Source organism: Caldovatus sediminis (assembly GCF_014644455.1).
Classification (GTDB): Bacteria; Pseudomonadota; Alphaproteobacteria; order Acetobacterales; family Acetobacteraceae; genus Caldovatus; species Caldovatus sediminis.
In genome coordinates this window covers 37798-58829 of record NZ_BMKS01000002.1, presented here as the reverse complement: position 1 = coordinate 58829, position 21032 = coordinate 37798, and the positions used below count along the sequence as shown (strand labels likewise).

Genomic DNA, 21032 nt, shown 5'->3' with positions numbered 1-21032 from the left:
GAGCCGCCCCGCCGCAACGCCGCGCGCCGGCCGACGGCGGGCGCGGTCAGGCCTTCTGCGGGATGCGCGCGACCATGCGCATGGAGGTGGTGAGCTCCTCCATCTGCAGCCACGGCCGCATGTAGGCCACCGCGTTGTAGGAGCCGGGCTTGCCCGGGATCTCCTTCACCTCCACCCGCGCCTCGCGCAGCGGGAACTTCGCCTTCATCTCCTGGCCCGCGTTCGGGTTGGAGTTGACGTAGTTCTTGATCCAGCGGTTCAGCCAGGCCTCGCAGTCCGACGCCTCCATGAAGGAGCCGATCTTGTCGCGCGCCATCACCTTGAGGAAGTGCGCGAAGCGGCTGGTCGCCATCAGGTAGGGCAGGCGCGCGGAGATGGCGGCGTTCGCCGTCGCCTCCGGCCGGTCGTACTTCTTCGGCTTCTGCGTGGACTGGGCGCCGAAGAACACCGCGTAGTCGGTGTTCTTGTAGTGGCAGAGCGGCAGGAAGCCGAGGTTGGAGAGCTCGAACTCGCGCCGGTCGGTGATGCCGATCTCGGTCGGGCACTTGGTGTCGGCGTCGCCGTCGTCGGAGGTGAAGACGTGGGTCGGCAGGTTCGACACCTTGCCGCCGCCCTCGGCGCCGCGGATGGCGACGCAGAAGCCGTGCTGGGCGAAGGCGTCGGTGAGGCGCGCCCCCATCACGTAGGCCGCGTTCATCCAGCAGTAGTCGTGGTGCTCCATCGCCTTCGGGTTGCCGGCGGCGTCGAAGGGCGCCTCCTCGTAGCCGAACTCCTCGATCGGCGTGGTGGCGGAGCCGTAGGGGAGGCGCGCCAGCGCCCGCGGCATCACCAGGGTGACGAAGCGGCTGTCCTCCGTGTCGCGGTAGCTGCGCCACTTGGTGTGCTCGGCACCCTCGAAGATCTTGGCCAGGTCCCGCGGCTTGGACAGCTCGCGCCAGTCCTGGAAGCCGAACATGCCCGGCCCGACCGCGGAGATGAACGGCGCGAAGGCGGCTGCGGCGACGTTCGACATCAGGCGCAGCGTCTCGACGTCGTCCGGGTGGTTGGTCCACTCGTAGTCGCCGATCAGCGCCCCGTAGGGCTCGCCGCCCGGGGTGCCGAACTCGTTCTCGTAGATCTTCTTGAACATCTGCGACTGGTCGAACTCGGTCGCGCGCTGGAGATCGCGCGAGAGCTCCCGCTTCGAGATCTGCAGCAGCCGCAGCTTGAGCGAGGTGCCGGTCTCCGAGTTCATCACCAGGTAGTGCAGCCCGCGCCACGAGCCCTCCAGCTGGAGGAAGCGCGGGTGGTGCATCACCTGGTTGAGCTGCTCGGAGATCTTGCGGTCGAGCGCGGCGATCGCCCGCTCGAAGGTCATGGAGAGGTTGCGGCTGAAGGTGACGGTGCCCTTCAGCGCCTCCTCGGTCAACGCCTTGATCAGCTCCTGCGCGCGGTCGCGCTCGGTCTGCTTGGTCGCGCCGATCACCTGCTCGAGCAGGCCGAGCCCGGCTTCCTCGGTCGTGACGGCACCGGCGGCGCCCGCCGCCTCGGTCTGGCTCGCGCTCATCGCGTCAGCCCTCCTGCTTCGGCGCATCGAGGCCGAGTTCGCTCGAAAGCCTGGCCAGCTTCTCCTTGTCCTGCAGCACCTGCTCGAGCAGGCCCTCCAGCTCCTCCGAGCGGTCGGCCTTGCTCATCAGGTCGCGCAGCTTGGCGCGGGTCTCGAGCAGCGCCTTCAGCGCCGGCACCTGCTCGGCGACGCGGCCCGGCTCGAAGTCCTCGATCGAGCGGAACTTCAGCTCGACCGCCATCTCGGAGTCGTCGCCCGCGAGCGTGTTCTTGACCTTGATGTTCAGGCCCGGCGCGATGCGCGCCATGACGTCGTTGAAGTTGTCCCGGTCGATGCTGACGAACTTGCGCTCGGCGAGCGGCCGCAGGGGTTCCGCCGGGTCCCCCGCGAAGTCGCCCATCACCCCGACCACGAAAGGCAGCTCGCGCTGCACCGTCGCGCCCTCGGTCTCGACCTCGTAGGTGATGTGGACCCGCGGCTTGCGCACGCGAGCGAGCTTGTCATGCACGCTGGCCATCACGTCCTCCCCGGACCGAAACCTGGTCGCCCCGCGTTCTGACGCGAAGATAGATGCGCGAGCGAACCGCGGTCAACGCGGCAGTTGCGACCGCGGCGCGGGAATGCCCCCGGGCCGGCGCCACTCCGGCCGCCCCCGCGCCGGGGTAGCCGGGGCGCCCGGCGGCGGCCCCCCGCGCACGGTCACTCGCTCGGCGGCGGACGGATGCCGAGCATGGTCAGCATGGCGGCGCGCGCCTTGGCGTCCGGGAGCACCTCGGAGAGCAGGTCCAGCAGCGGCATCCGGGCGCGGCGCACCGCGTCCTCCAGGGTGAAGGCGAGCGGCGAGTGCGGCTCCGTGCGGCGGAACCAGTCGGCGAGCTCCTCGAGCTGGCGGATCGCGTCCTCGCGCGTGCGCACGGGGCGGGGGCCGCCGCCCCCCGCGCCGGCCGCCGGGGCGCCGCCTCCCGCCGCGGCGGCGGCATCGCCCGCCTCCTCGGCGTCGCCCGCCGGATCCGCGGCGGCGACCTCCCGCGGCAGGGGGCCGAGGAGGCGCTCGGCGATGGCGACCATCTGCTCGAGCGCCTCGGCGACGCGGCGGGTGGCCGGGGCCTCGGCGCCGAACCGGGCGGACAGCGCCGCGTCCATCGCCGCCCAGGCCTCGCCCGCGGCGCGCGCCGCAAGCCCGACCGCGCGCAGGTGCGCCGCGTCCAGCTTCGCCTCCGCCTCGAGCGCCGCCATCTCGGGAACCCCGGCGTCGAGCCGCGCCTTCTTGCGCTTGGCGTCGGCCAGCGCCTCCGTCTCCTCGGCCTGGCGGTAGAGGTGCAGGCCGACCGGGGAGCCGTCGGCGCGGCGGAACAGCGGCAGCCGCCGCAGCGGCTGCATCAGCGTCCCGTCGGCGCCCTCCCCCGCCAGGCCGCCGATCGGCGCGGCGCGGACCTCGAGGCCCTCCTCGTCCGGCCGCGGGTATCCGGGCTCCCAGTACTTCTCCAGCAGGCCGGTGATCAGCTTCGCGCCCGCGGCGAGGCCCTGGAGCCCGTCGAGGCGCACCAGCGCCTCCACCGTCCAGGCGGCGATCTCGAAGTCCTTGCTCTTCTCGGCGAGGCAGGAGAGGCCGATGCGCCGCACCTCGCGCCAGGCCGTCGGCACCGCCGCCTCCGCCCCGCCCTCGGCGTCCTGCTGGCGCTCCTCGGCGCGCGCCTCGGCGCGCGCGTCGCGCAGCTTCTGGTAGGGCGAGGCCGGCGAGAAGTCGGTCCGCAGGTCCTCCCCCGCGCCGCCCTCGCCTCCGAGCGGCGCCAGCAGCGTCTCGAGATCCAGCACGTCCTCGGCCATCGCCCATCCCCCTGGCCTCGCCCCGCGAAACCGGGACGAAACGCGCACAACATGCGGGCGAAACACGCGCGACACAACCGTAACGCGGCAGTGCTGGACAGCGCGGCGGCCCGCCCTTACCGTCCTGCCCGGCGAGCGGCGGCCAGATTCGCCGCCCATGGCGGGAGGTTGCGCGGACCATGGTGGCGATCGACCTGAAATCCCTCGTCGCCCGCCTCAACCCGCTCTGCCGCCGTCAACTGGAAGCCGCGGCCGGCCTCACCCTCTCCCGCAGCCACTACAACGTCGAGCTCGAGCACCTGCTGCTCAAGCTGGTCGAGGCGCCGGGCACCGACGTCGCCGCCATCCTGCGCAGGCAGGGGGCGGACGCCGGGCGGGTCGCGGCCGAGCTGACCCGCGCCCTCGACCGGATGCGCACGGGCAACGCGCGCGCCCCCTCGCTCTCGCCCGACATCGTCGCGCTGATCAAGGAGGCGTGGCTGATCGCCTCGCTCGAGGGCGGGGCGGGCAGGATCCGCTCGGGCCACCTGCTCGCGGCCGCGCTGTCGGACGAGGCGCTGGCGCGCACCCTGCGCGACTCCTCCCCCACCCTCGCCGGGCTGCCGGCCGAGGCGATCCGGCGCAACCTCGCCGACCTCGCCGAGGGCAGCGAGGAGGCGACCGAGGCCGCGGCCGCCGCCGCCGAGGCCGCCGCGGGCGTGCCGACCGGCGCCCCCGGCGGCGATGCGCCGCGCGGCGGCGGGCCGCTCGAGCAGTTCTGCACCGACCTCACCGCGCAGGCGCGGGCCGGCCGGATAGACCCGATCCTCGGCCGCGATTCCGAGATCCGCCAGGTGATCGACATCCTCACCCGGCGGCGGCAGAACAACCCGATCCTCACCGGCGAGCCGGGCGTGGGCAAGACCGCGGTGGCGGAGGGCCTCGCGCTCCGCATCGCCGCCGGCGACGTGCCCGAGGCGCTGCGCAAGGTGAGGCTGATGTCGCTCGACCTCGGCCTGCTGCAGGCCGGCGCCGGGGTGAAGGGCGAGTTCGAGAACCGCCTCAAGGGCGTGATCGACGCGGTGAAGGCCTCGCCCCAGCCGATCGTCATGTTCATCGACGAGGCGCACACGCTGATCGGCGCCGGCGGCGCCGCCGGCGGCACCGATGCGGCGAACCTGCTCAAGCCGGCGCTCGCGCGCGGCGAGCTGCGCTGCCTCGCCGCCACCACCTGGGCCGAGTACAAGAAGTACTTCGAGAAGGACGCCGCCCTGACCCGCCGCTTCCAGGTGGTGAAGGTGGACGAGCCCTCGCAGCCCCTCGCCTGCGCCATGCTGCGCGGCCTGGTGCCGACGCTCGAGAAGCACCACGGCGTGCGCATCCTCGACGAGGCGGTGGAGGAGGCGGTGCGCCTCTCCGCCCGCTACATCCCCGCGCGCCAGTTGCCCGACAAGGGCGTCTCGCTGCTCGACACCGCCTGCGCGCGCGTGGCGATGAGCCAGGCGGCGATCCCGGCGCCGATCGAGGACCGCCGGCGGCGGCTCGACCTGATCGCGACCGAGCTCGCCGCCATCGAGCGCGAGGTCGCCACCGGCACCGACCACGCCGCGCGCAAGAACACGCTGGTCGAGGAGCGCGACCGGCTGCAGTTCGAGCTGACCGGCCTGGAGGCCCGCTGGAAGGAGGAGCAGGCGCTGGTGGCGCGGATCCGCGACCTGCGGACCCGGCTGGAGGCGGCGATCGCCGCGCCGGCCGCGGCGCCCGCCCCGGTGCCCGCGGGCGCCGCGGCCCCGGCCGCCGCCGGCGCCGAGGCCGCCACGGCGGAGGACCCCGACGCGCTGCGCCAGGAACTGGCCGAAGCCAATTCCGCCCTGCACGCGCTCCAGGGCGAGGAGCCGCTGGTCCACCCCGTCGTGGACGGCCAGGCGATCGCCGAGGTGGTCGCCACCTGGACCGGCATCCCGGTCGGCCGCATGGTCGGCGACGAGATCCGCACCATCCTGACCCTCAAGGAGAGGCTCGAGGAGCGGGTCGTCGGCCAGTCCCACGCGCTGGAGGCGATCGCCCAGGCGATCCGCACCTCGCGCGCCGGCCTCACCGATCCGCGCAAGCCGATCGGCGTGTTCCTGATGGCCGGCACCTCCGGCGTCGGCAAGACCGAGACGGCGCTCGCCCTCGCCGACCTGCTCTACGGCGGCGAGCAGAACATGACCGTCATCAACATGAGCGAGTTCAAGGAGGAGCATAAGGTCTCGCTCCTCATGGGCTCGCCCCCCGGCTATGTCGGCTACGGCGAGGGCGGGGTGCTGACCGAGGCGGTGCGCCGGCGCCCCTACAGCGTCGTCCTGCTCGACGAGATGGAGAAGGCCCATCCCGGCGTGCAGGACGTGTTCTACCAAGTGTTCGACAAGGGCCAGATGAAGGACGGCGAGGGGCGGGACATCGACTTCCGCAACACCGTCATCATCATGACCTCGAACGCCGGCACCGACACCATCGCCAAGCTCTGCGCCGACCCCGAGACGGCGCCGGGTCCGGCGGAGCTCGCGGAGGCGCTGCGCCCGGACCTGCTCAAGGTATTCAAGCCGGCCTTCCTCGGCCGCTGCAACGTGGTCGTCTACTACCCGCTGCCGGACGAGATCCTGCGCCAGATCGTCGGGCTGCAGCTCAACCGCATCCGCCGCCGCGTGCGCGAGACCTACGGCGTGGATCTCGAGGTCGAGGACGGCGTCGCGGACAACATCGTCGCGCGCTGCCGCGAGGTGGAGTCCGGCGCGCGCAACATCGAGACCATCCTGAACCGCACCGTCCTGCCGGAGCTGTCCGCGGGGATCCTGGCGCGGCTCGCGGATGGCCAGGACATCGGGCGCGTGCGCATCGGCGTCGCCGACGACGGCGCGTTCCGCTACGATATCGGTTAAGGTCTGGCACGGGGCCGAGACCGCCGGGGGATGGAGCGAGGAGCAGGATCATGCCGATCTACATCAAGTACGGCGACATCAAGGGCGACGTGACCGCCGAAGGGCACAAGGGCAGCGACGGCTGGGTGGAGGTCAACAGCTTCCAGTGGGGCGTCGGCCGCGGCATCTCCTCGCCGACCGGCGGGTCGCACGACCGCGAGGCCTCGGCGCCGAGCGTCTCCGAGATCGTCGTCACCAAGCCGATGGACAAGTCGTCCTACAAGTGGCTGGACGAGGCGCTGCACGGCGAAGGCCAAAAGGTCGAGATCGACTTCTGCAAGACCGACAAGGACAAGCTCGAGGTCTATGCGAAGTACGAGCTCGAGGGCGCGATGGTCAGCGGCTACTCGGTGAGCTCGGGCGGCGACCGGCCCTCGGAGAGCATCTCGATCAACTTCACCAAGATCGTCTACTCGTTCATCGAGATGGACAAGGACAACGCCGGGGCCGAGACGCCGCGCGTCGGCTACGACGTCGGCGCGGCCAAGGTGATCTGAGCGGCCGGCCAGCCCCGCTCGGACCCTCCGAGGCCCCGCCCTCGCGATCGCCGGCACGGGCGCGCCCATCGGGGCGCGCCCGTCGCGCGTCCGGGCCGCGGCGTCGGCGCTGCCCGCGCCGGTTGCGGTGCGGCGCGCGTCAGCCGCCGCGGACGAGGGTCACCACCGTGACGTTGTCGCGCGCGCCGCGCTCCACGGCGAGGCGCACCAGTCGCCCGGCAGCGTCCTCTCCGGCCAGCGTCCCGGCGATCTCCGGCTCCTCCACCACGCGGATCAGGCCGTCGCTGCACAGCAGGAAGCGGTCGCCCGGCACCACGCGGCCCGTCACCTTGTCGAGTTCGAGCGTCGCGGCGGCGCCGACGGCGCGGGTGATGACGTTGCCCTGCGGGTGGGCCTCCGCCTCGGCCTCGCTGATCGCGCCCTGGTCCACCAGCTCCTGCACCAGGCTGTGGTCCCGGCTCAGCCGCTGCAGCGCGCCGTCGCGCAGCAGGTAGGCGCGCGAATCCCCCGCCCACAGGCAGGCGAAGTGGCCGCCGCGCACGAGCAGGGCGACCACCGTGCTGGCGATCACCCGCCCCGGACCGCGTCGCTCCGCCTCCTCGCGCAGCGCCGTGTTGACCGCGGCGAGCCGCAGCCGGACCTGGGCCAGGACCTCGGCCGCGGAGAGACCGGCCGGAATGGATTCCAGCGCCTCGCGGATCGCGTTCGAGGCGTAGTCGCCGGCGCCGTGGCCGCCCGCGCCGTCGGCCACCGCCCACAGGCCGAGGTCGGGCCGGTCCACGTAGCTGTCCTCGTTGCGGGTGCGCACCGCCCCCGGATGGGTGACCGCGGCGGAAACCAGCCCGCCCGCGCCCGCCGCCACCCCCCGCGCCGCCGCTCGCGGGGATGCCGCGGGCGGCTGCGGGGCCGCCGGCACGCCGGCGGCGCCGTCCGGACGCGGCGGGCCGACGTTCAGCGTCGCGTCCGCATCGCGAGGCCGGTCCCCGGACCCGCTCACGTCGGCACGTCCAGCAGCATCGCGAACTCCTCCGGCGCGGGCAGCGCCGTGGTCTCCCAGACCATCGCCGGCAGCCGCGCTCCGCCGAGCGTCCACCAGCCGACGGCCGGGCGTTCGGGGAAGCCCGGCGCCTCCGCCCCCTCGCCCGCGGCCGCGCCCGGCCCGTCCTCCTCCCCCGCGCCGTCGAGGAGCGCCATGACGTCGTCGCGCAGGAGCCGGTCCGCGACGGCGGCGACGGGTCGGGGAAGCGCACCGGCCAGGCCGTCCGCGTCCGTGCCGCCCGCGCGGCCGGTCCGGGCCAGCCGCTCCAGCGCCTCGAACCACTCCTCCGCCACCCGCGCCGGCCCCTCGCCGCCGGCGAAGACCGCGGCGAGGGTGAGCGGAAAGCGCCGGCCGACCGAATCGACGCTCGGCACCAGCACGCCGGCCACCGCCTCCGGACCGCAGGCGCCGGCGGGCAGGGCGAAGCGCCAGACGGGGCCGTCGCGCCACGCATCCTCCCAGGCCTCTCCGAGCGCCGCCCGCGCCGCCGCCATGCCCGCCTGGAGCCAGGCGTCCCAGGGATCCACGAAGCTCTTCGGCAGCGCCCGGCGCACGAAGTCCCCGTGCGCCGGCAGCTTGCCGTAGAGGCCGATCGCGGTCAGGGCGGCAGCGTCGGGCATCGGAACTCCCGCAGCTCGCTCATGCCGAAGGGGTGCGTCGCGCTGCCGGTGCGCAGCTCGAACTCCGCCGTGCGCTCGCCCTGCGAGACGGTGAGGCTCAGCCGGTCCGGCTGGCGCGTCGCGGTGAGCCGGCTCTGCGGGCGAAGGACGAGGCGGAGCCCCGACCAGCCGCCGTCATACGCGATCGCCCCGCCGGAGGCCGGCGGCTCGAAGGTGAGGGTGAGCCCGCCGCGCGCCGGCCAGCTCAGCGCGATCGGCCGGAACGGGCCGTCGCGCGTGATCTCGGTGCGGGTGCCCTCGACCTCGAGGATCATGCCGCGCGCGTTCGGGTCGAAGCCGCGCGGCACGATCTCGAAGCGCAGCCCGCCGCCGCCGACGCCGGGATAGAAGGCGTCGCGGATCCGCGCCGCGCGCTGGAAGTTCAGCGCGTCGGCGGCGCTGACCACCGGCGGCATCCCCTCCGGCGCGATCGGCCGCCACGGGTTCTGCGTCGTGTCCACATAGGGCCGGACGTGCTGGGTGAAGAACTGGTCGAGCTGGCCGCCCGGCCCGAACAGCCGCGCGAAGTCGTCCACCGGCGGGTCCGGCCCGTCGAGGCGGAACGGGAAGCGCGCCAGCATCTCGCGGCAGGCGTCCATCACCGGCTTGCCGGCCGCGGCGATCGCCGCGCGCGCCCCGCCGCCGCGCTGCGCCGCGGTGGAGACGGCGAGGTTGCGCAGCCAGCGCGCGAGCGGCTCCGGCTGCCGCGCCGCCTCCGCCATCAGCCGCTGGCCGGGATCGAGCCCCGCCGGCGGCGGCAGCACCGTGCCCGGCGGCGCGCTGACGAGCTGCGCCACGCGCGCGAACAGGTCGTTGACGATCCGCAGCGCCTCGTCGGTCGGCTGGCCCGCCGCCTCGCGCAGCGCCTGGAAGCGCGTCTCGACGATGCGCGCCACCGGCTCGGCCGAGGAGGGCTCCGGCCCGCCGGTCGCCGCCTGCACGCGCTGCTGCGCCTGGCCCTGCTGCTGCCCCTGCTGCGGCGCCGGATCGGGCGAGGTGCCGACCGAGAGCTGCCGCGCGAGGGAGCGCATCACGTCGCGGATCGGCGAGTTCGGCGCGCCGAGCAGGTTGAGCCCCTCCGCCGCCTCCTGCAGCGTGCGGAACTGCGGGATCTGGAGGTCGTCCATCACCGCCTGCCAGGCGCGGGCGTAGTCCTCTGCGTAGAGCGCGAGGACCGCGGCCTCCAGCCGCACCGGGTCCTCGACCGCGGCGGCGCGCGCCTCCGGCCCGAGCACCCAGCTCTCCGCCGCCGCCTCGCGCACCGCGCGCGGCAGGTTGGGCAGGACGATCCGGTACAGCCCCTCGACCGTGTAGAGGCCGGGCACCGCGACCTCGGTCAGCGGCCGGCCGGAGGCGCGCACGAAATAGCGCGCCCCAGCCGCCCCGATCGCGTCCGCGGGCCTCCAGCCCGGCGCGTTCGGCGCGTTCTGCGCCAGCGGCCGGATGCGCGAGTAGATCCGCCCGGCGAGGGGCAGGCGCGAGAACACGCGCCGCGCCTGGTCCACCAGCGCGCCGTCGAGCGGATACTTCTCGAAGTCGGTCTCGAGCAGCGCGTCGAGATGCCGCGCCAGCGCCTCGCGCAGCGGCTGGTTGGTGGCGCCGGGATAGCTGCGCGCCCAGTCGTCGCGGAACCACTCGCGCACCAGCGGCCCGTCCAGCGGCCCCTCGCGGCCGAGCATCAGGTAGACCCGCACCGCCTCGTAGAGGTAGTCGGGGCGCTGGAAGCCGCCGCGGATCTGGAACTCCAGCCGCGCCAGCAGCCGCGGCAGGAAGGTGCGGTCGAGCGCGCGCCGATAGGCCGCCTCGCCGCCGGCGGCGAGCTTCTCGGCCTGCGACAGGCCGAGCCAGCTCTCCTCCTCCGACCGCGCGGCGGCCGGCAGGGCGCGGGTGGCCTCAAGATAGGGCATCACCCGCGTCGGCTCGGTCTCCTCGACGCGGGCGAGCGGCAGCGGCCGCGCCGCCTCCTCCGCCCTGGCGACGGCGGCGGCCATGGCGGCGCCGCGGCGCTCCTCCGCCTGCCAGACCGTCCAGCCCCAGAACGCGCCGCCGCCCACCAGCAGCAGCGAGCCGATCCAGACCGCAAGCGCCGCGATGCGCCTGCCCCGGTCGGCGGCGCGGTCGCGGGCGGCGAGCCGGGCCTCGTTGAACACCACGTCCTTGAGCAGCCGGCCGAGGAAGTAACTGCGGCCCTTCTGCCCCATCACCGCCGCCGGCCGGCGCGGGTCGAGCCCGAAGGCGCGCGACAGCGCCCCCGAGAGGCGGTCGAGCGGCGTCCCCTCCTGCGTGCCGGAGGTGAAGTAGACGCCGCGCAGGAAGGGCGCGGGGTCGAGGCGCGTGCCGCCGAAGGCGGCGCCGATGAAGGCGGCGAGCGGCTCCTCGAGCGAGGCGAACTGCGCCGGGAAGCCGGCGATGCGCGCGCGCTGCTCGGGCCCGCGCTCGGCCTGCAGGCGCTCGAACAGCCGGTCCTCGAGGCGCTGCAGCAGCGCCTTGAACTCGGCGCCGAACTTCGCCGCCGAGCCCTCGGGCCCGGCCTGCACCGGGAAGGTCACGCCCCAGACCTGGTTGCGCGTCTCGCGGTCGAGGTCGTCGAAGAACTCGACGAAGCCGGGCAGCAGGTCGGCCTTGCTCACCAGCAGATAGACCGGCAGGCGCTGGGCGAGGGTCGTCTCCAGCTCCCTGATCCGGCGGCGCACGCTGCGGGCGTGCGCCTCGCGCTCCGCCGGGCCGAGGCGGCCGATCATGTCCACGCCGAAGGCGACGATCACGCCGTTGAGCGGCATGCGCGGGCGGTTCCGGCGCAGCAGCTGCAGGAACCGCTCCCAGCCCGCCTTGTCGGCCGCGGCGTCGGAATCCTGCGTCGTGTAGCGGCCCGCCGTGTCGATCAGCACGGCGCGGTCGGAGAGCCACCACTCGCAGAAGCGCGTCCCGCCGACGCCCTGGAGCTTCGCCCCCTCGGCGAGCGGGAATTCGAGGCCCGAATTCGCCAGCGCCGTGGTCTTGCCGCTGCCCGGCGGGCCGATCAGCACGTACCAGGGAAGCTCGTAGAGATGCCCCCTCTTGCCGGTGGCCTTGCGCAGGTTGGCGAGCGCGGTCTGCAGCCGCTCGCGGATCTCCGCCTCCTCCTCCGCCGCGCGTTCGGCGGCGGGATCGGCGGCCGCCGCGGCCTCGACCAGCGCCGCGTCGCGCTGCCGCCGCCGCCGCGCCGCGACCAGCACGACGACGACGTAGAGCAGCACCGGGACGGCGCAGAGCACGGCGCGCCAGAGCGGCGACTCGAACGGGTAGGCGCCGCCGACCGGCAGCAGCGGCGCGAAGATCCAGATCAGCGGCAGGATCAGCAGCACGCCGCCGAGCCCGGCGATCATCGCCACCGAGCGGAAGGTGGAGAGCAGCGCGCTCATCTCAGAACGCCCCCCGCATCAGCAGCACCTCGATGCGCCGGTTCTCCTCGCGCCCCTCGGCGGTGGCGTTGGAGGCGATCGGCTCCGCCTCGCCGCGGCCTTCGGAGAGGAAGCGGGTCGGGTTCTGCCCCTCCGCCTGCATAATGATCGCCTTGGCCGCCTCGGCCCGCGCCGCCGAGAGGTGATAGTTCGAGGGGAAGCGCGCCGAGCGGATCGGCTGGTTGTCGGAATGCCCGATCACCCGCACCCGCCCCGGCTCGTCCTGCAACGCCTCGCCGATGCGCTGGAGCAGGCTGACGAAGCGCTGGTCCACGGTGGCGGAGCCGGAGGCGAACATGCCGCGGTTGCGGATGCGCACCATCACCCGCTGCTGGTCGCCGGTGACGGTGACGAGCCCCTGCTGGATCTCCGGCGCGAGGAACTGGCGCAGCTTGTCGAGCGCGGTCGGCCGCGGCGGCGCGGCCGTGGGCGGCGGCGGAGGCGGCGGCGCCGGGGGCTGCGGCGGCGCGGTGCGCACGATCTCCGGCGGCTCGGCGGGCGGCAGCGCGATGACGCGGGCGAAGAGGTCGTCCGAGGCGGCGTTCAGCCGGTCCGACAGCCCCGCCCAGCCGAGGCCGAGCACGGAGGCCGCGGCCGCCAGCCCGACCCAGGCGGGCACGCCGCGCCGCGCCGGCCGGTGCGGCGCGTCCACGCCCTTCCAGCGCGGCGACAGCTCGCGCTCCCAGTTGCCGCGCATCTGGGCGAGGAGCTGGTAGAGCCCCTCGCGGTGCCGGTCGAGCTCGGAGGCGCCGCGCGGCGCCAGCCGGTAGCGCCCCTGGAAGCCGAGCGCGAGGCAGAGATACGCCACCTCGAGCGCCTGCAGGTAGCGCCCCGGGTCCTTCTGCATCCCCGCGAGCAGGTCGAAGAAGCGCTCGCCGGAGCGCACCTCCTTGTGGAAGCTCGCGACCAGGGTGCGGGCGCCCCAGCCGCTCTGCGCGCCCCAGGGGGTGGACAGCACCACGTCGTCGAGCGCGGCGCAGAGCGCGTAGTGCGCGGCGCGGATCTGCTCGGCCGGCACGCCGGCCTCGCGCGCATCGGCCTCGAACTGGCGCAGGCCGCGCAGGCAGCGCTCGTGCAGCTCCGCGGGGTCGGGCACCGCCGCCGCACCGCCGGTCGAGAGCCGCGCCAGCAGGTCGAGCAGCGGCGCCGCGGCGGCGGCGAGCGGCGAGGGGCCGACCTTCGGGATCGCCTCCGCCCCGCCGGGCAGGGGCGGCGCCGCCTCCCCGCCGTCGCCGAGGCCCGCCGGGCCGACGCCGGAGCCGGCCGAGGGCGGCGGCGCGGCGCCGAACCCGCCGCCCGGCGCGGCCGGGCCGAACGGCAGGCCGCCGGGCGCTGCCGGCGCCCCGCCCGCACCCGCGGCGGGCCGCGGCTGCACCGGACGGGGCCCGCCCGGGCCGCGCACCACCGTGCGGTCGGAGTCCTCGGGTTCGGCGAAGGGGTTGTCGCTCATCCGCGGATCGCCCACAGCTCCATGCGGAGGTTCGGGAAGCCTTCCTGCACGTGGATCGCGAAGGCGCCGGTGTTCTGCATCTGCGCCCAGTGCTGCGATCCGCGGTCAAGCTCGAAGTACACCGAGCCGGCGTGGAACGGGATCTGCCGCGGCGCGACCGGCAGCGGCCGCACGGCGATGCCGGGAAGCTGCGTCATCACCAGGTCGCGGATGTGCTCCAGCGCGCCGATCTTGACCTGGTTGGGGAAGGCGCGGCGGAGCTGCTCGGTCGGCATGTCGGCCTGCACCGCGAGCACGAAGTTGGCCGTGCGCAGCAGGCTGCGGTCGGCGATCGGGCCGACGCGCAGCCCGTGCCGCCGCTCCTGCAGCGGGATCGGCACCGCGTTGGCGTCGAGGTCGGTCGCGAGCGCCCGGCGCAGGTCGGCGATCACCGGCGCGAAGCTGCGCTGCAGGTCGTCGTGCCGGTAGCCCGGATAGGTCGAGGCGCGGCGGTTCGGGTCGGTGAAGGTCGCGAGCTCGCCGGCGAGCTGGCAGAGCGCGGCATAGAGCGCCTCCGGGTGCAGGTTCCCGCCGTCGGCGTAGTGGGCGAGCAGCGGCTGCCAGCGGTTCAGCGCCTGCAGCATCAGGAACTGCGCCACGTCCGCCACGCCGCGGCTGCCCGGCTGGCTCAGCCGCCCGGCGAGCGCCGTGGCGCGCTGGTTGATCATCCCCACCAGCTCGCCGAGGAAGTTGGTCAGCACCGGCGAGGCCGAGACGCGCAGGCAGGGCGGGATGAAGCGCTCGTCCACCGAGACGCGCTTGTCCGCGTGCACCTCGACGACGCGGGTCAGGCCGAGGCAGGTGAAGCCGGCGCGCTCCTCGCTCTCCAGCAGGAAGCGCAGCCGCGGGCGGCCGACCAGCAGCTCCGCCGGCAGGGTGGAGTCGGAGTGGGTGTCGAAGGCCTCGAAGCGCTTGAGGCCGTAGCGCGCGGCGGCGGCCTCCGGGCCCTCGGTGAAGGCCACCTCGGGGCTGCCGGGCTGGTGCACCGGCATGGCGAGATAGACCACCTGGTTGCGCGCGCCCTCGGGCAGGTCGATCGGCGTCGGCTGGTCGGCGGTGCCGGGGATGGCGAAGGGCGTGCCGTCCTCGAACACGCCGCTGCAGGAGGCGACGGCGAACTTCCCCGCCGCCAGCAGGTCGCGGTCGAGGGAGAGCTCGACGAGGCCCCAGGGATGCGGGCGCAGCGGCGCGACGCGCGCCTGCAGCCGGTGCTCGAAATACCGGTCCTGCTGCTGGAAGTGCTGGGTCCGCAGGAACATGCCTTCCTGCCAGACCACCTTGTCGTGCCAGACCATCCCTCCCCCCGCGCCGCGCGCGCTAGCCCGCGCCGCCGCCGTCGCCGCGCCGGGCCGCCTGCTCGTAGGCGCGCGCGAAGGCCTTGCCGAAGGCGCTGTCGAAATCGTCCTCGAACTGCTCGACCACCTGCCGGTGGAGCTTCCGGTAGGCCTCCCAGAGCAGCTTCTCGCGGCTCGCGCCGAACAGGCTGCCGCCGCCCTTGACCTCCGCCTCCAGTCCCGCCGGCGCGAGCCGCTCGAGCAGCGCGCGCGCCGCCGCCTGGGTGGCGGCGAGGGTGGCGACCTGGTGGGCGGTGAGGTCGGCGATCGTCTCCTCCACCGCGCGGACGCCCTGGGCGCCCTGGGCGGCGAGGGCGAGCACCGCGGCGTCGTCGGTGGCGGCGAACTTCACCGGGTTGTTGCCGGCCGCGCGCAGCACGGTCTGCTCGATGCGGAACTCGCGCTTGACGTCGGCGCGGGCGATCAGCAGCGCGCGCAGCCCGGCGACGACCGAGCGGAAGGCGGCGCCGAGCCCGCGCAGCGCGGCATCCGGATCGGCGACCGCCCCCGACAGCGCGCCGGGCGAGAGGCCCGCGCCGGCGAGGAAGGCGGCGAGGCCGTCGCCGCTCGCCGCCGTTCCGGCCGGCGCGGCGGCGCGCGCCGGCTGGGCAGGCGCCGCCCCGCCGGGGCCGTGAGGCGCGGCCGCGGGCGCGGCGATCGCCGCCGCCTCGGGCGGCAGGCGGGCGGCGGCCGGCGGCGCGGCATGCAGGGCAGCCGCGGGGGCCGCCGGCATCGGCCCGGGCGCCGCCGGCGCCGGCGCGACCGTCGGCGGCGCCTCCTCGGCGAAGGGGTCGAAATCCTCGTGCCCCGGCGCCGCGGGTCCCGGCGACGCGACGGGCGGAACCGGCGGCGGCGCCGCGCGCTGCCCCGCCACGCCCGCCGCCGGCACCGGCGCAGCGGTCGGCGCGCCGCCCGCCGCCGGCGGCGACAGGTCCCACTCGTCGAGCGCGCGCCCCCCGCCGGGCGGCGCCGGCGCCCCGCCGGGCGGCGACAGGTCGAGGTCCCAATCATCGCCGGGGCCGGCGCCCCCCGGCGCGGCCCCCGGGGCGCCTCCACCGGCGCCCGGCGGCGCCGGGACTACCCGCGGCGGGACGAAGACGTCCTCGACCGAGGGCCGGTGATCCGGCATCGGCGCGGCGTCCTCGGCGAAGGGATCGAAGTCGTCCGGCAGCGCCGCCGGGGCGCCGCCGACCGGGGGACGCGGCGGTGCGAGCGGGTCCCAGCCCGGATCGGCCGCGGCGTCCTGCGCCGCCCAGCCCGGCCCGGCCGCCGCGCCGCCGACGCCGCCCCAGGCAGCCGCCGCATCGGCGGCGGCGTCCTGCTCGATCCGCAGCTCGATCTCGTAGCCGCCGAGGCGCAGCCGGTCGCCGTCCTCGATCGGCCGCACCCGGTCGCGCCCGATCGGCTCGGCGGCGTGGTTGACGAAGGTGCCGTTGGTCGAGAGGTCGCGGACCTGCCAGCCGCCGGAGCGGAACTCCAGCACGCAGTGCCGGCGCGACAGCACCCCCTCCGGGTCCGGCAGCACCCAGTCGCAGTCGGCGCCGCGGCCGATCGTGTAGTCGCCGCCGGGCACGCGCCGCTGCTCCGGCACGGCGAAGTCGGGGCAGCGCAGCACGGAGAGCAGGAGGCTCATCCGTTCAGCCTATCAGGACCGTCGGCATGCCGACCACGATCGTGCCGCCATGCGCGGTCAGGTCGCCCATCCGCGCCGCCGGCAGGCCGCCGATCAGCGTCGTGAAGCTGCCGAGCGCGATCACGTCGGGCGGGCCGGCGCAGACCGCCATGTCCGACACCCGGGCGGCCGGCAGCCCGCCGATCAGCACGGTGACGCCGCCGGGGGGCAGGATCGGCCCGCCGACATGCGGCACCGGGCCGGTGAACATCGGGCAGACGTGCATGTCGGTGATGCGCGCCGCGGGCAGGCCCATCTCAGCCCTCCTCCACCGGGATGCGGCCCGCCCCGCCGGCGGCGATGTCGCGCGCCGCGGCGAGGAAGCGGTCGAAGCGCGCGTCCTGGCGCTCCGGCCTGAGGCGCACCGCCGACAGCACCACCGAGCCGGAGACCGCGACGCCGGTCAGGTGCTCGGCCGGGGGCACCACCGGCTGGCCCTCGGGCGCCATGGAGCCGCCGGACCAGAAGGCGCCCATCGCCGCCCAGGCCTCCGGCGAGCGGAACTGGGTCTTCTGCGCCGCCGCCTCGGCGGCGCGGCGGTTCGCCTCGTCGGGCCGGCGCACCCAGCGCTCCGCCGCCTCGAGGGCGGAGAGGTCGGGCGGCGCCAGGCCGGGATCGGGCACCGAGCGGGCGCACATGCACGCCCACCACACCGCCTCGCGCTTCGGCAGCGCGTGGGCGACGAGGCGCACCGCCTCCGGCATGCGCCGGGCGGCGGCCAGGCGCGCGACGCCCTCCGCGGCGTCGCCGGCGCCGTCGAGCAGGGCGGCGCCCTCGGCGTCCAGCTCCAACCGCGGCAGCAGCGGCGGGAGCGGGACGGCCAGCTTGGGGAGGGTCGCGCTCACCGGTCCGCCCTAATTGATCATGGTGATGCCGCCCTTGAGGATCAGCATCCCGTCGCCCTTCACCTGGGTCATCGGCGACTTCACCTCGGTCATCGCCGAGCCCTCGATGGTGATCATCAGGCCCTTGATGGTCACGCCCGTCTGGTCGATCCTGACCGAACTGGCCCCCACCTTGAGCTCGATGCTCTGCATCGCCTCGGTCGTCGCCTTGCCGAGGTCGAGCTTGGTGTCCATGTTGCCCATGGCCAGCTTGGTCGTGACGTTGCCCATGTCGAGCTTGGTCTCCTGGTTGCCCATGGAGATCACCAGGGTCTGGTTCCCCATCTCGATCTTGGTGTCCATGTTGCCCTTGGAGACGACGAGGCTCTGGTTGCCCTCTTCGACCGTGACCGAGCGGTCCTTGGTGACCGTCTCGGCGTGCTTGCCCTGTACCGTCTCGGTCCGGTCGTTCTTGACCAGGACCTTCATGTCCTTCTCGGCCTGGACGTAGAGCTCCTCGCTCCCCTTGGTGTCGTCGAAGCGGAGGATGTTGGCGTTGTCCGCCCCGCCGCCCTTGGTCGAGCGGGTCGAGATGCCGCCCTTGTTCATGTTGGACGGCAGCGCCCCGAAGGGCGGCACCACCTCGCCGTGGTAGGCGGAACCGACGACGATCGGCTTGTCGGGATCGTCGTCGAGGTAGCCGACGATCACCTCGTCGCCGATGCGCGGCAGGAACCAGGTGCCGCCCCAGGCGCCGGCGAAGGGCTGCATCACCCGGATCCAGCAGCTCGTCTTCTCGTCGTTCTTGCCCTCGCGGTCCCACAGGAACTGCACCTTGATGCGTCCCTGCTTGTCCACGTAGATCTCCTCGCCCGCCGGGCCGGTGACGATCGCGCTCTGCAGCCCGGGCATGCGCGGCCGCGGCCGCGGCGCGGGGTTGCGCCACGGCGTGGCCGGGTCCATCAGCGTCACCGCGCAGCTGTATCCGGCGGTGCCGCCGCCCGCGAGCTGCGTCTCGTCGAACGCCTCGTGCCGCGCCGCGGTGACGAGCCAGGTGACCTCGCCCCCGTCCTCCGACGGCTTGATCTTGACGCGCGAGCCGGCGAACACCCGCGGCTCGCGGATCGTCGCCTCGACCAGGCTGGACTGCGCCTCCTCGGTCTCCATCAGCAGCCGGGCGACGTCGGCGTCCGGGCGCACCGCCTGGCCGCCGGGCCAGAGGAACACCTCGCCGCCGGTGGTCTGCGCGCCCTTCAGCACCGTGCTCGCCGTGGCCTCCAGCAGCGAGGCCGGCGCCGCCTGGTCGTAGTCCTTCAGCCGCACGCTGCCGGGCCGGCGGTCCCCGCGCGGCGTCCAGGTGACGACCGAATCGAAGGTGTCCCCGTTCGGGCGGTTGACCAGGGCGCCGCAGGGGGCGAGCGGGAAGTCGGCGTTGGCCGAGGTGATCTTCAGGGCGTGGCTGCCCTCGGCGTGCTCGAAGAAGTAGCCGCAGCCGACCTCGTCGAGCAGGCGCTGGACGAAGTCGAGGTCGGTCTCGTTGTATTGCACGCAGTAGGGCCGCGGCGTGGTCGGCGGCGAGCCGAGGAAGGTCGCGCCGAGGCCGGCGTCGCCGAGCACGGTCTCGACGATCTGCTTGACCGACTTCTCCTGGAAGATGCGGCAGTCCGCGGTGCGCGAGAGGGCCCACAGCTCGGGCACCGCCTCGATCCGGTAGGCGGTGAGGCCCCGGCCGAAGCTGCCGGCGCGGCCGAAGGCGCGGACGATGCCGTGGAAGGCGCGCGGCGCGCCCCCGCCCTGCTGGACCTTGCAGGTCACCGGCTGGCCGATCAGGTCGCCGACGGCGAGCGAATCGTTCTCCGAGATCGCCTCGGCCTCGATCAGGAAGGGGCGGCCGATCGCCTCGTGCACCGTCAGCCGGCGCAGCACCAGCACCCCGGCGCCGAGCGGCGAGGCGATGGAGAGCAGGCGAGGCGCCTGGTCGATAGTCGAGGACACCGCCGCGGAACCCCTCCTGCTGACGCCGGCCCGCACAGCATACCCTTCCGTTGCCGCAAATAGAATATCGGGCGTGCCCCCGCCCCTTCCGCGCCGGCAGGCGGCGGGCCGCAGCCGCTTGATCTGCCGCAAGGCCCCGGCGCCGCCCGCTCCCTAGACAAGGCGCGACATGGACGCCCCGCCGCCGCTCTCGCCGGACCGCCTGCTGCGCTACGCCGCGGCGAGCCTGCCGCGCTACACCTCCTATCCGACCGCGCCGCATTTCGCCCCGCTGGAGGAGGCCGAGTGGCGCCGTCGGCTCGCCGGCGTCGGCGCGGGCGAGCGGCTGTCGCTCTACGTGCATGTGCCCTTCTGCCAGGCGCTGTGCTGGTACTGCGGCTGCCACACCGCGGTGACGCGGAGCCCGCTGCGCCTCGCCCGCTACGCCGCCGCGCTGCGCGCCGAGGCCGCCCTCCTCGCCGAGGCGCTGCCGGAGGCGCGCGGCCCCGTCGCCGCGCTGCACTTCGGCGGCGGCACGCCGACGGCGATCGGCGTCCCCGCCCTGGTCGCGCTGGTCGCCGACCTGCGCGCCCGCCTCGGCTTCGCCCCCGACGCCGAGCTCGCGATCGAGCTCGACCCGCGCCTGCTGGACGCCGCCGACGCCGAGGCCCTCGCCGCCGCCGGGTTCCGCCGCGCCAGCCTCGGCGTGCAGGACATCGCCCCCGAGGTGCAGGCCCGCATCGGGCGCGAGCAGCCGGCCGCCCTGGTCGAGGCCGCGGTGCGCCGGCTGCGCGCCGCCGGCATCGCCCGGATCAACTGCGACCTGATCTACGGCCTGCCCGGCCAGACCGCCGCCCACGTCGCCGCCAGCGCCGCCTTCGTCGCTGCGCTCGGCGCCGATCGGGTGGCGGTGTTCGGCTACGCCCATGTGCCCTGGATGAAGCCGCACCAGCGGGCGATCGCCGAGGCGGCGCTGCCCGGCGCCCTGGCCCGGCTCGACCAGGCCGAGGCCGCCGCGGAGACGCTGCGCGCCGCCGGCTACGACGCGATCGGCCTCGACCACTTCGCGCGGCCCGACGACCCGATGGCCGAGGCCGCGCGCGCCGGCCGGCTGCGGCGCAATTTCCAGGGCTACACCACCGACACGGCGCCGGTGCTGCTCGGCCTCGGCGCCTCCGCCATCTCCCGCCTGCCCGCCTTCTACGCGCAGAACGCGAGCGACGAGCGGCAATGGCTCGAACGGGTCGGGGCGGGGCGGCTGCCGGTCGCGCGCGGGCTCGCGCTCACCGCCGAGGACCTCGAGCGGGCGCGGCTGATCGAGCGGGTGATGTGCGACCTTGCCCTCGATCTCGCCGGCGTTTCGGAGGCGGTGATGGCCACGGCCGCGGCGCGGCTCGCGCCGCTCGCCGGCGACGGGCTGGTGCGGCTGGAGCGGGGCGGGCGCTGGCTGCGGGTGACCGAGCGCGGCCGCCGCTTCCTGCGCCACGTCGCCGCCTGCTTCGACGCCCGGCTCGATCCCGCGGCCCTCGCCGGAACGGCGGCGGCGCCGCGGCGCCACAGCGCCGCCGTCTGAGCGGGCGGCGGCCACCCCGGGCCGCCCCCTTTGCGGGCGCCGGGCCGCATCCCAGATCCTTGACGCCGGCAGCGCCCGCCAGTACATCGCGCGCCCTGCCGCCCAGACGTGCCCAGGTGGCGGAATTGGTAGACGCGCAGGTTTCAGGTACCTGTGGCCGCAAGGCCGTGGAAGTTCGAGTCTTCTCCTGGGCACCATTCGCCTTCCGCTGACCGCGGC

Annotated in this window: 15 protein-coding genes and 1 tRNA gene; 4 read left to right on the top strand and 12 right to left on the bottom strand. The window is 75.0% G+C overall.

What is annotated here, in order from left to right:
• Positions 1–46 precede the first annotated feature (46 nt).
• The 3 genes from tssC to tssA form a co-directional block, all read right to left on the bottom strand.
• Positions 47–1546 carry a type VI secretion system contractile sheath large subunit gene (gene tssC / locus IEX99_RS03110; RefSeq protein ID WP_188898388.1) on the bottom strand — a complete coding sequence of 500 codons (1500 nt, stop codon included), beginning with the start codon at positions 1544–1546 and terminating at the stop codon, positions 47–49.
• A gap of 4 nt (positions 1547–1550) precedes the next feature.
• Positions 1551–2063, bottom strand: coding sequence for a type VI secretion system contractile sheath small subunit (gene tssB, locus IEX99_RS03105; RefSeq protein WP_188898386.1), 513 nt, complete (start codon positions 2061–2063; stop codon positions 1551–1553).
• A gap of 182 nt (positions 2064–2245) precedes the next feature.
• Complete coding sequence (gene tssA / locus IEX99_RS03100) at positions 2246–3373, bottom strand: type VI secretion system protein TssA (protein ID WP_188898384.1); 1128 nt, start codon at positions 3371–3373, stop codon at positions 2246–2248.
• 179 nt (positions 3374–3552) lie between these two features.
• On the opposite strand from tssA, the gene tssH reads away from it, so the two are divergent.
• Both tssH and IEX99_RS03090 read left to right on the top strand, forming a co-directional pair.
• Positions 3553–6273, top strand: coding sequence for a type VI secretion system ATPase TssH (gene tssH, locus IEX99_RS03095; RefSeq protein ID WP_188898382.1), 2721 nt, complete (start codon positions 3553–3555; stop codon positions 6271–6273).
• Between the two features lie 50 nt (positions 6274–6323).
• Positions 6324–6809, top strand: a complete 486-nt coding sequence (locus IEX99_RS03090; protein WP_188898380.1) for an Hcp family type VI secretion system effector — start codon at positions 6324–6326, stop codon at positions 6807–6809.
• 139 nt (positions 6810–6948) lie between these two features.
• Here IEX99_RS03090 and IEX99_RS03085 read toward each other — a convergent pair whose 3' ends face one another.
• The 9 genes from IEX99_RS03085 to IEX99_RS03045 form a co-directional block, all read right to left on the bottom strand.
• Positions 6949–7671, bottom strand: coding sequence for a PP2C family protein-serine/threonine phosphatase (locus IEX99_RS03085; RefSeq protein WP_229677777.1), 723 nt, complete (start codon positions 7669–7671; stop codon positions 6949–6951).
• A 131-nt stretch (positions 7672–7802) separates the two neighbouring features.
• Positions 7803–8468, bottom strand: a complete 666-nt coding sequence (gene tagF / locus IEX99_RS03080) for a type VI secretion system-associated protein TagF (RefSeq protein ID WP_229677776.1) — start codon at positions 8466–8468, stop codon at positions 7803–7805.
• Positions 8447–11908: a type VI secretion system membrane subunit TssM gene (gene tssM / locus IEX99_RS03075; protein WP_188898378.1), complete on the bottom strand. Its 3462-nt coding sequence runs from the start codon at positions 11906–11908 to the stop codon at positions 8447–8449. The genes tagF and tssM overlap by 22 nt, the downstream gene beginning before the upstream one ends.
• 1 nt (position 11909) lies before the next feature.
• Entirely contained in the window at positions 11910–13397 is a 1488-nt protein-coding gene (tssL, locus tag IEX99_RS03070; protein WP_188898376.1) for a type VI secretion system protein TssL, long form, read from the bottom strand.
• Complete coding sequence (gene tssK, locus IEX99_RS03065) at positions 13394–14731, bottom strand: type VI secretion system baseplate subunit TssK (RefSeq protein WP_188898373.1); 1338 nt, start codon at positions 14729–14731, stop codon at positions 13394–13396. The genes tssL and tssK overlap by 4 nt, the downstream gene beginning before the upstream one ends.
• A gap of 22 nt (positions 14732–14753) precedes the next feature.
• Entirely contained in the window at positions 14754–16403 is a 1650-nt protein-coding gene (tagH, locus tag IEX99_RS03060; protein WP_188898371.1) for a type VI secretion system-associated FHA domain protein TagH, read from the bottom strand.
• Between the two features lie 4 nt (positions 16404–16407).
• On the bottom strand, positions 16408–16698 hold the full coding sequence (locus IEX99_RS03055; protein ID WP_188898369.1) for a PAAR domain-containing protein: 291 nt from the start codon (positions 16696–16698) through the stop codon (positions 16408–16410).
• Position 16699: 1 nt separating this feature from the next.
• A complete protein-coding gene (locus IEX99_RS03050; RefSeq protein WP_188898367.1) occupies positions 16700–17287 on the bottom strand; it encodes a DUF6931 family protein in 588 nt (195 codons plus the stop codon).
• A gap of 9 nt (positions 17288–17296) precedes the next feature.
• Positions 17297–19261: a type VI secretion system Vgr family protein gene (locus IEX99_RS03045; RefSeq protein ID WP_188898365.1), complete on the bottom strand. Its 1965-nt coding sequence runs from the start codon at positions 19259–19261 to the stop codon at positions 17297–17299.
• Between the two features lie 169 nt (positions 19262–19430).
• On the opposite strand from IEX99_RS03045, the gene hemN reads away from it, so the two are divergent.
• Both hemN and IEX99_RS03035 read left to right on the top strand, forming a co-directional pair.
• Positions 19431–20813 carry an oxygen-independent coproporphyrinogen III oxidase gene (gene hemN, locus IEX99_RS03040; protein ID WP_188898363.1) on the top strand — a complete coding sequence of 461 codons (1383 nt, stop codon included), beginning with the start codon at positions 19431–19433 and terminating at the stop codon, positions 20811–20813.
• Between the two features lie 110 nt (positions 20814–20923).
• Positions 20924–21010 (top strand) — tRNA-Leu (locus tag IEX99_RS03035).
• The last annotated feature ends 22 nt before the right edge of the window (positions 21011–21032 follow it).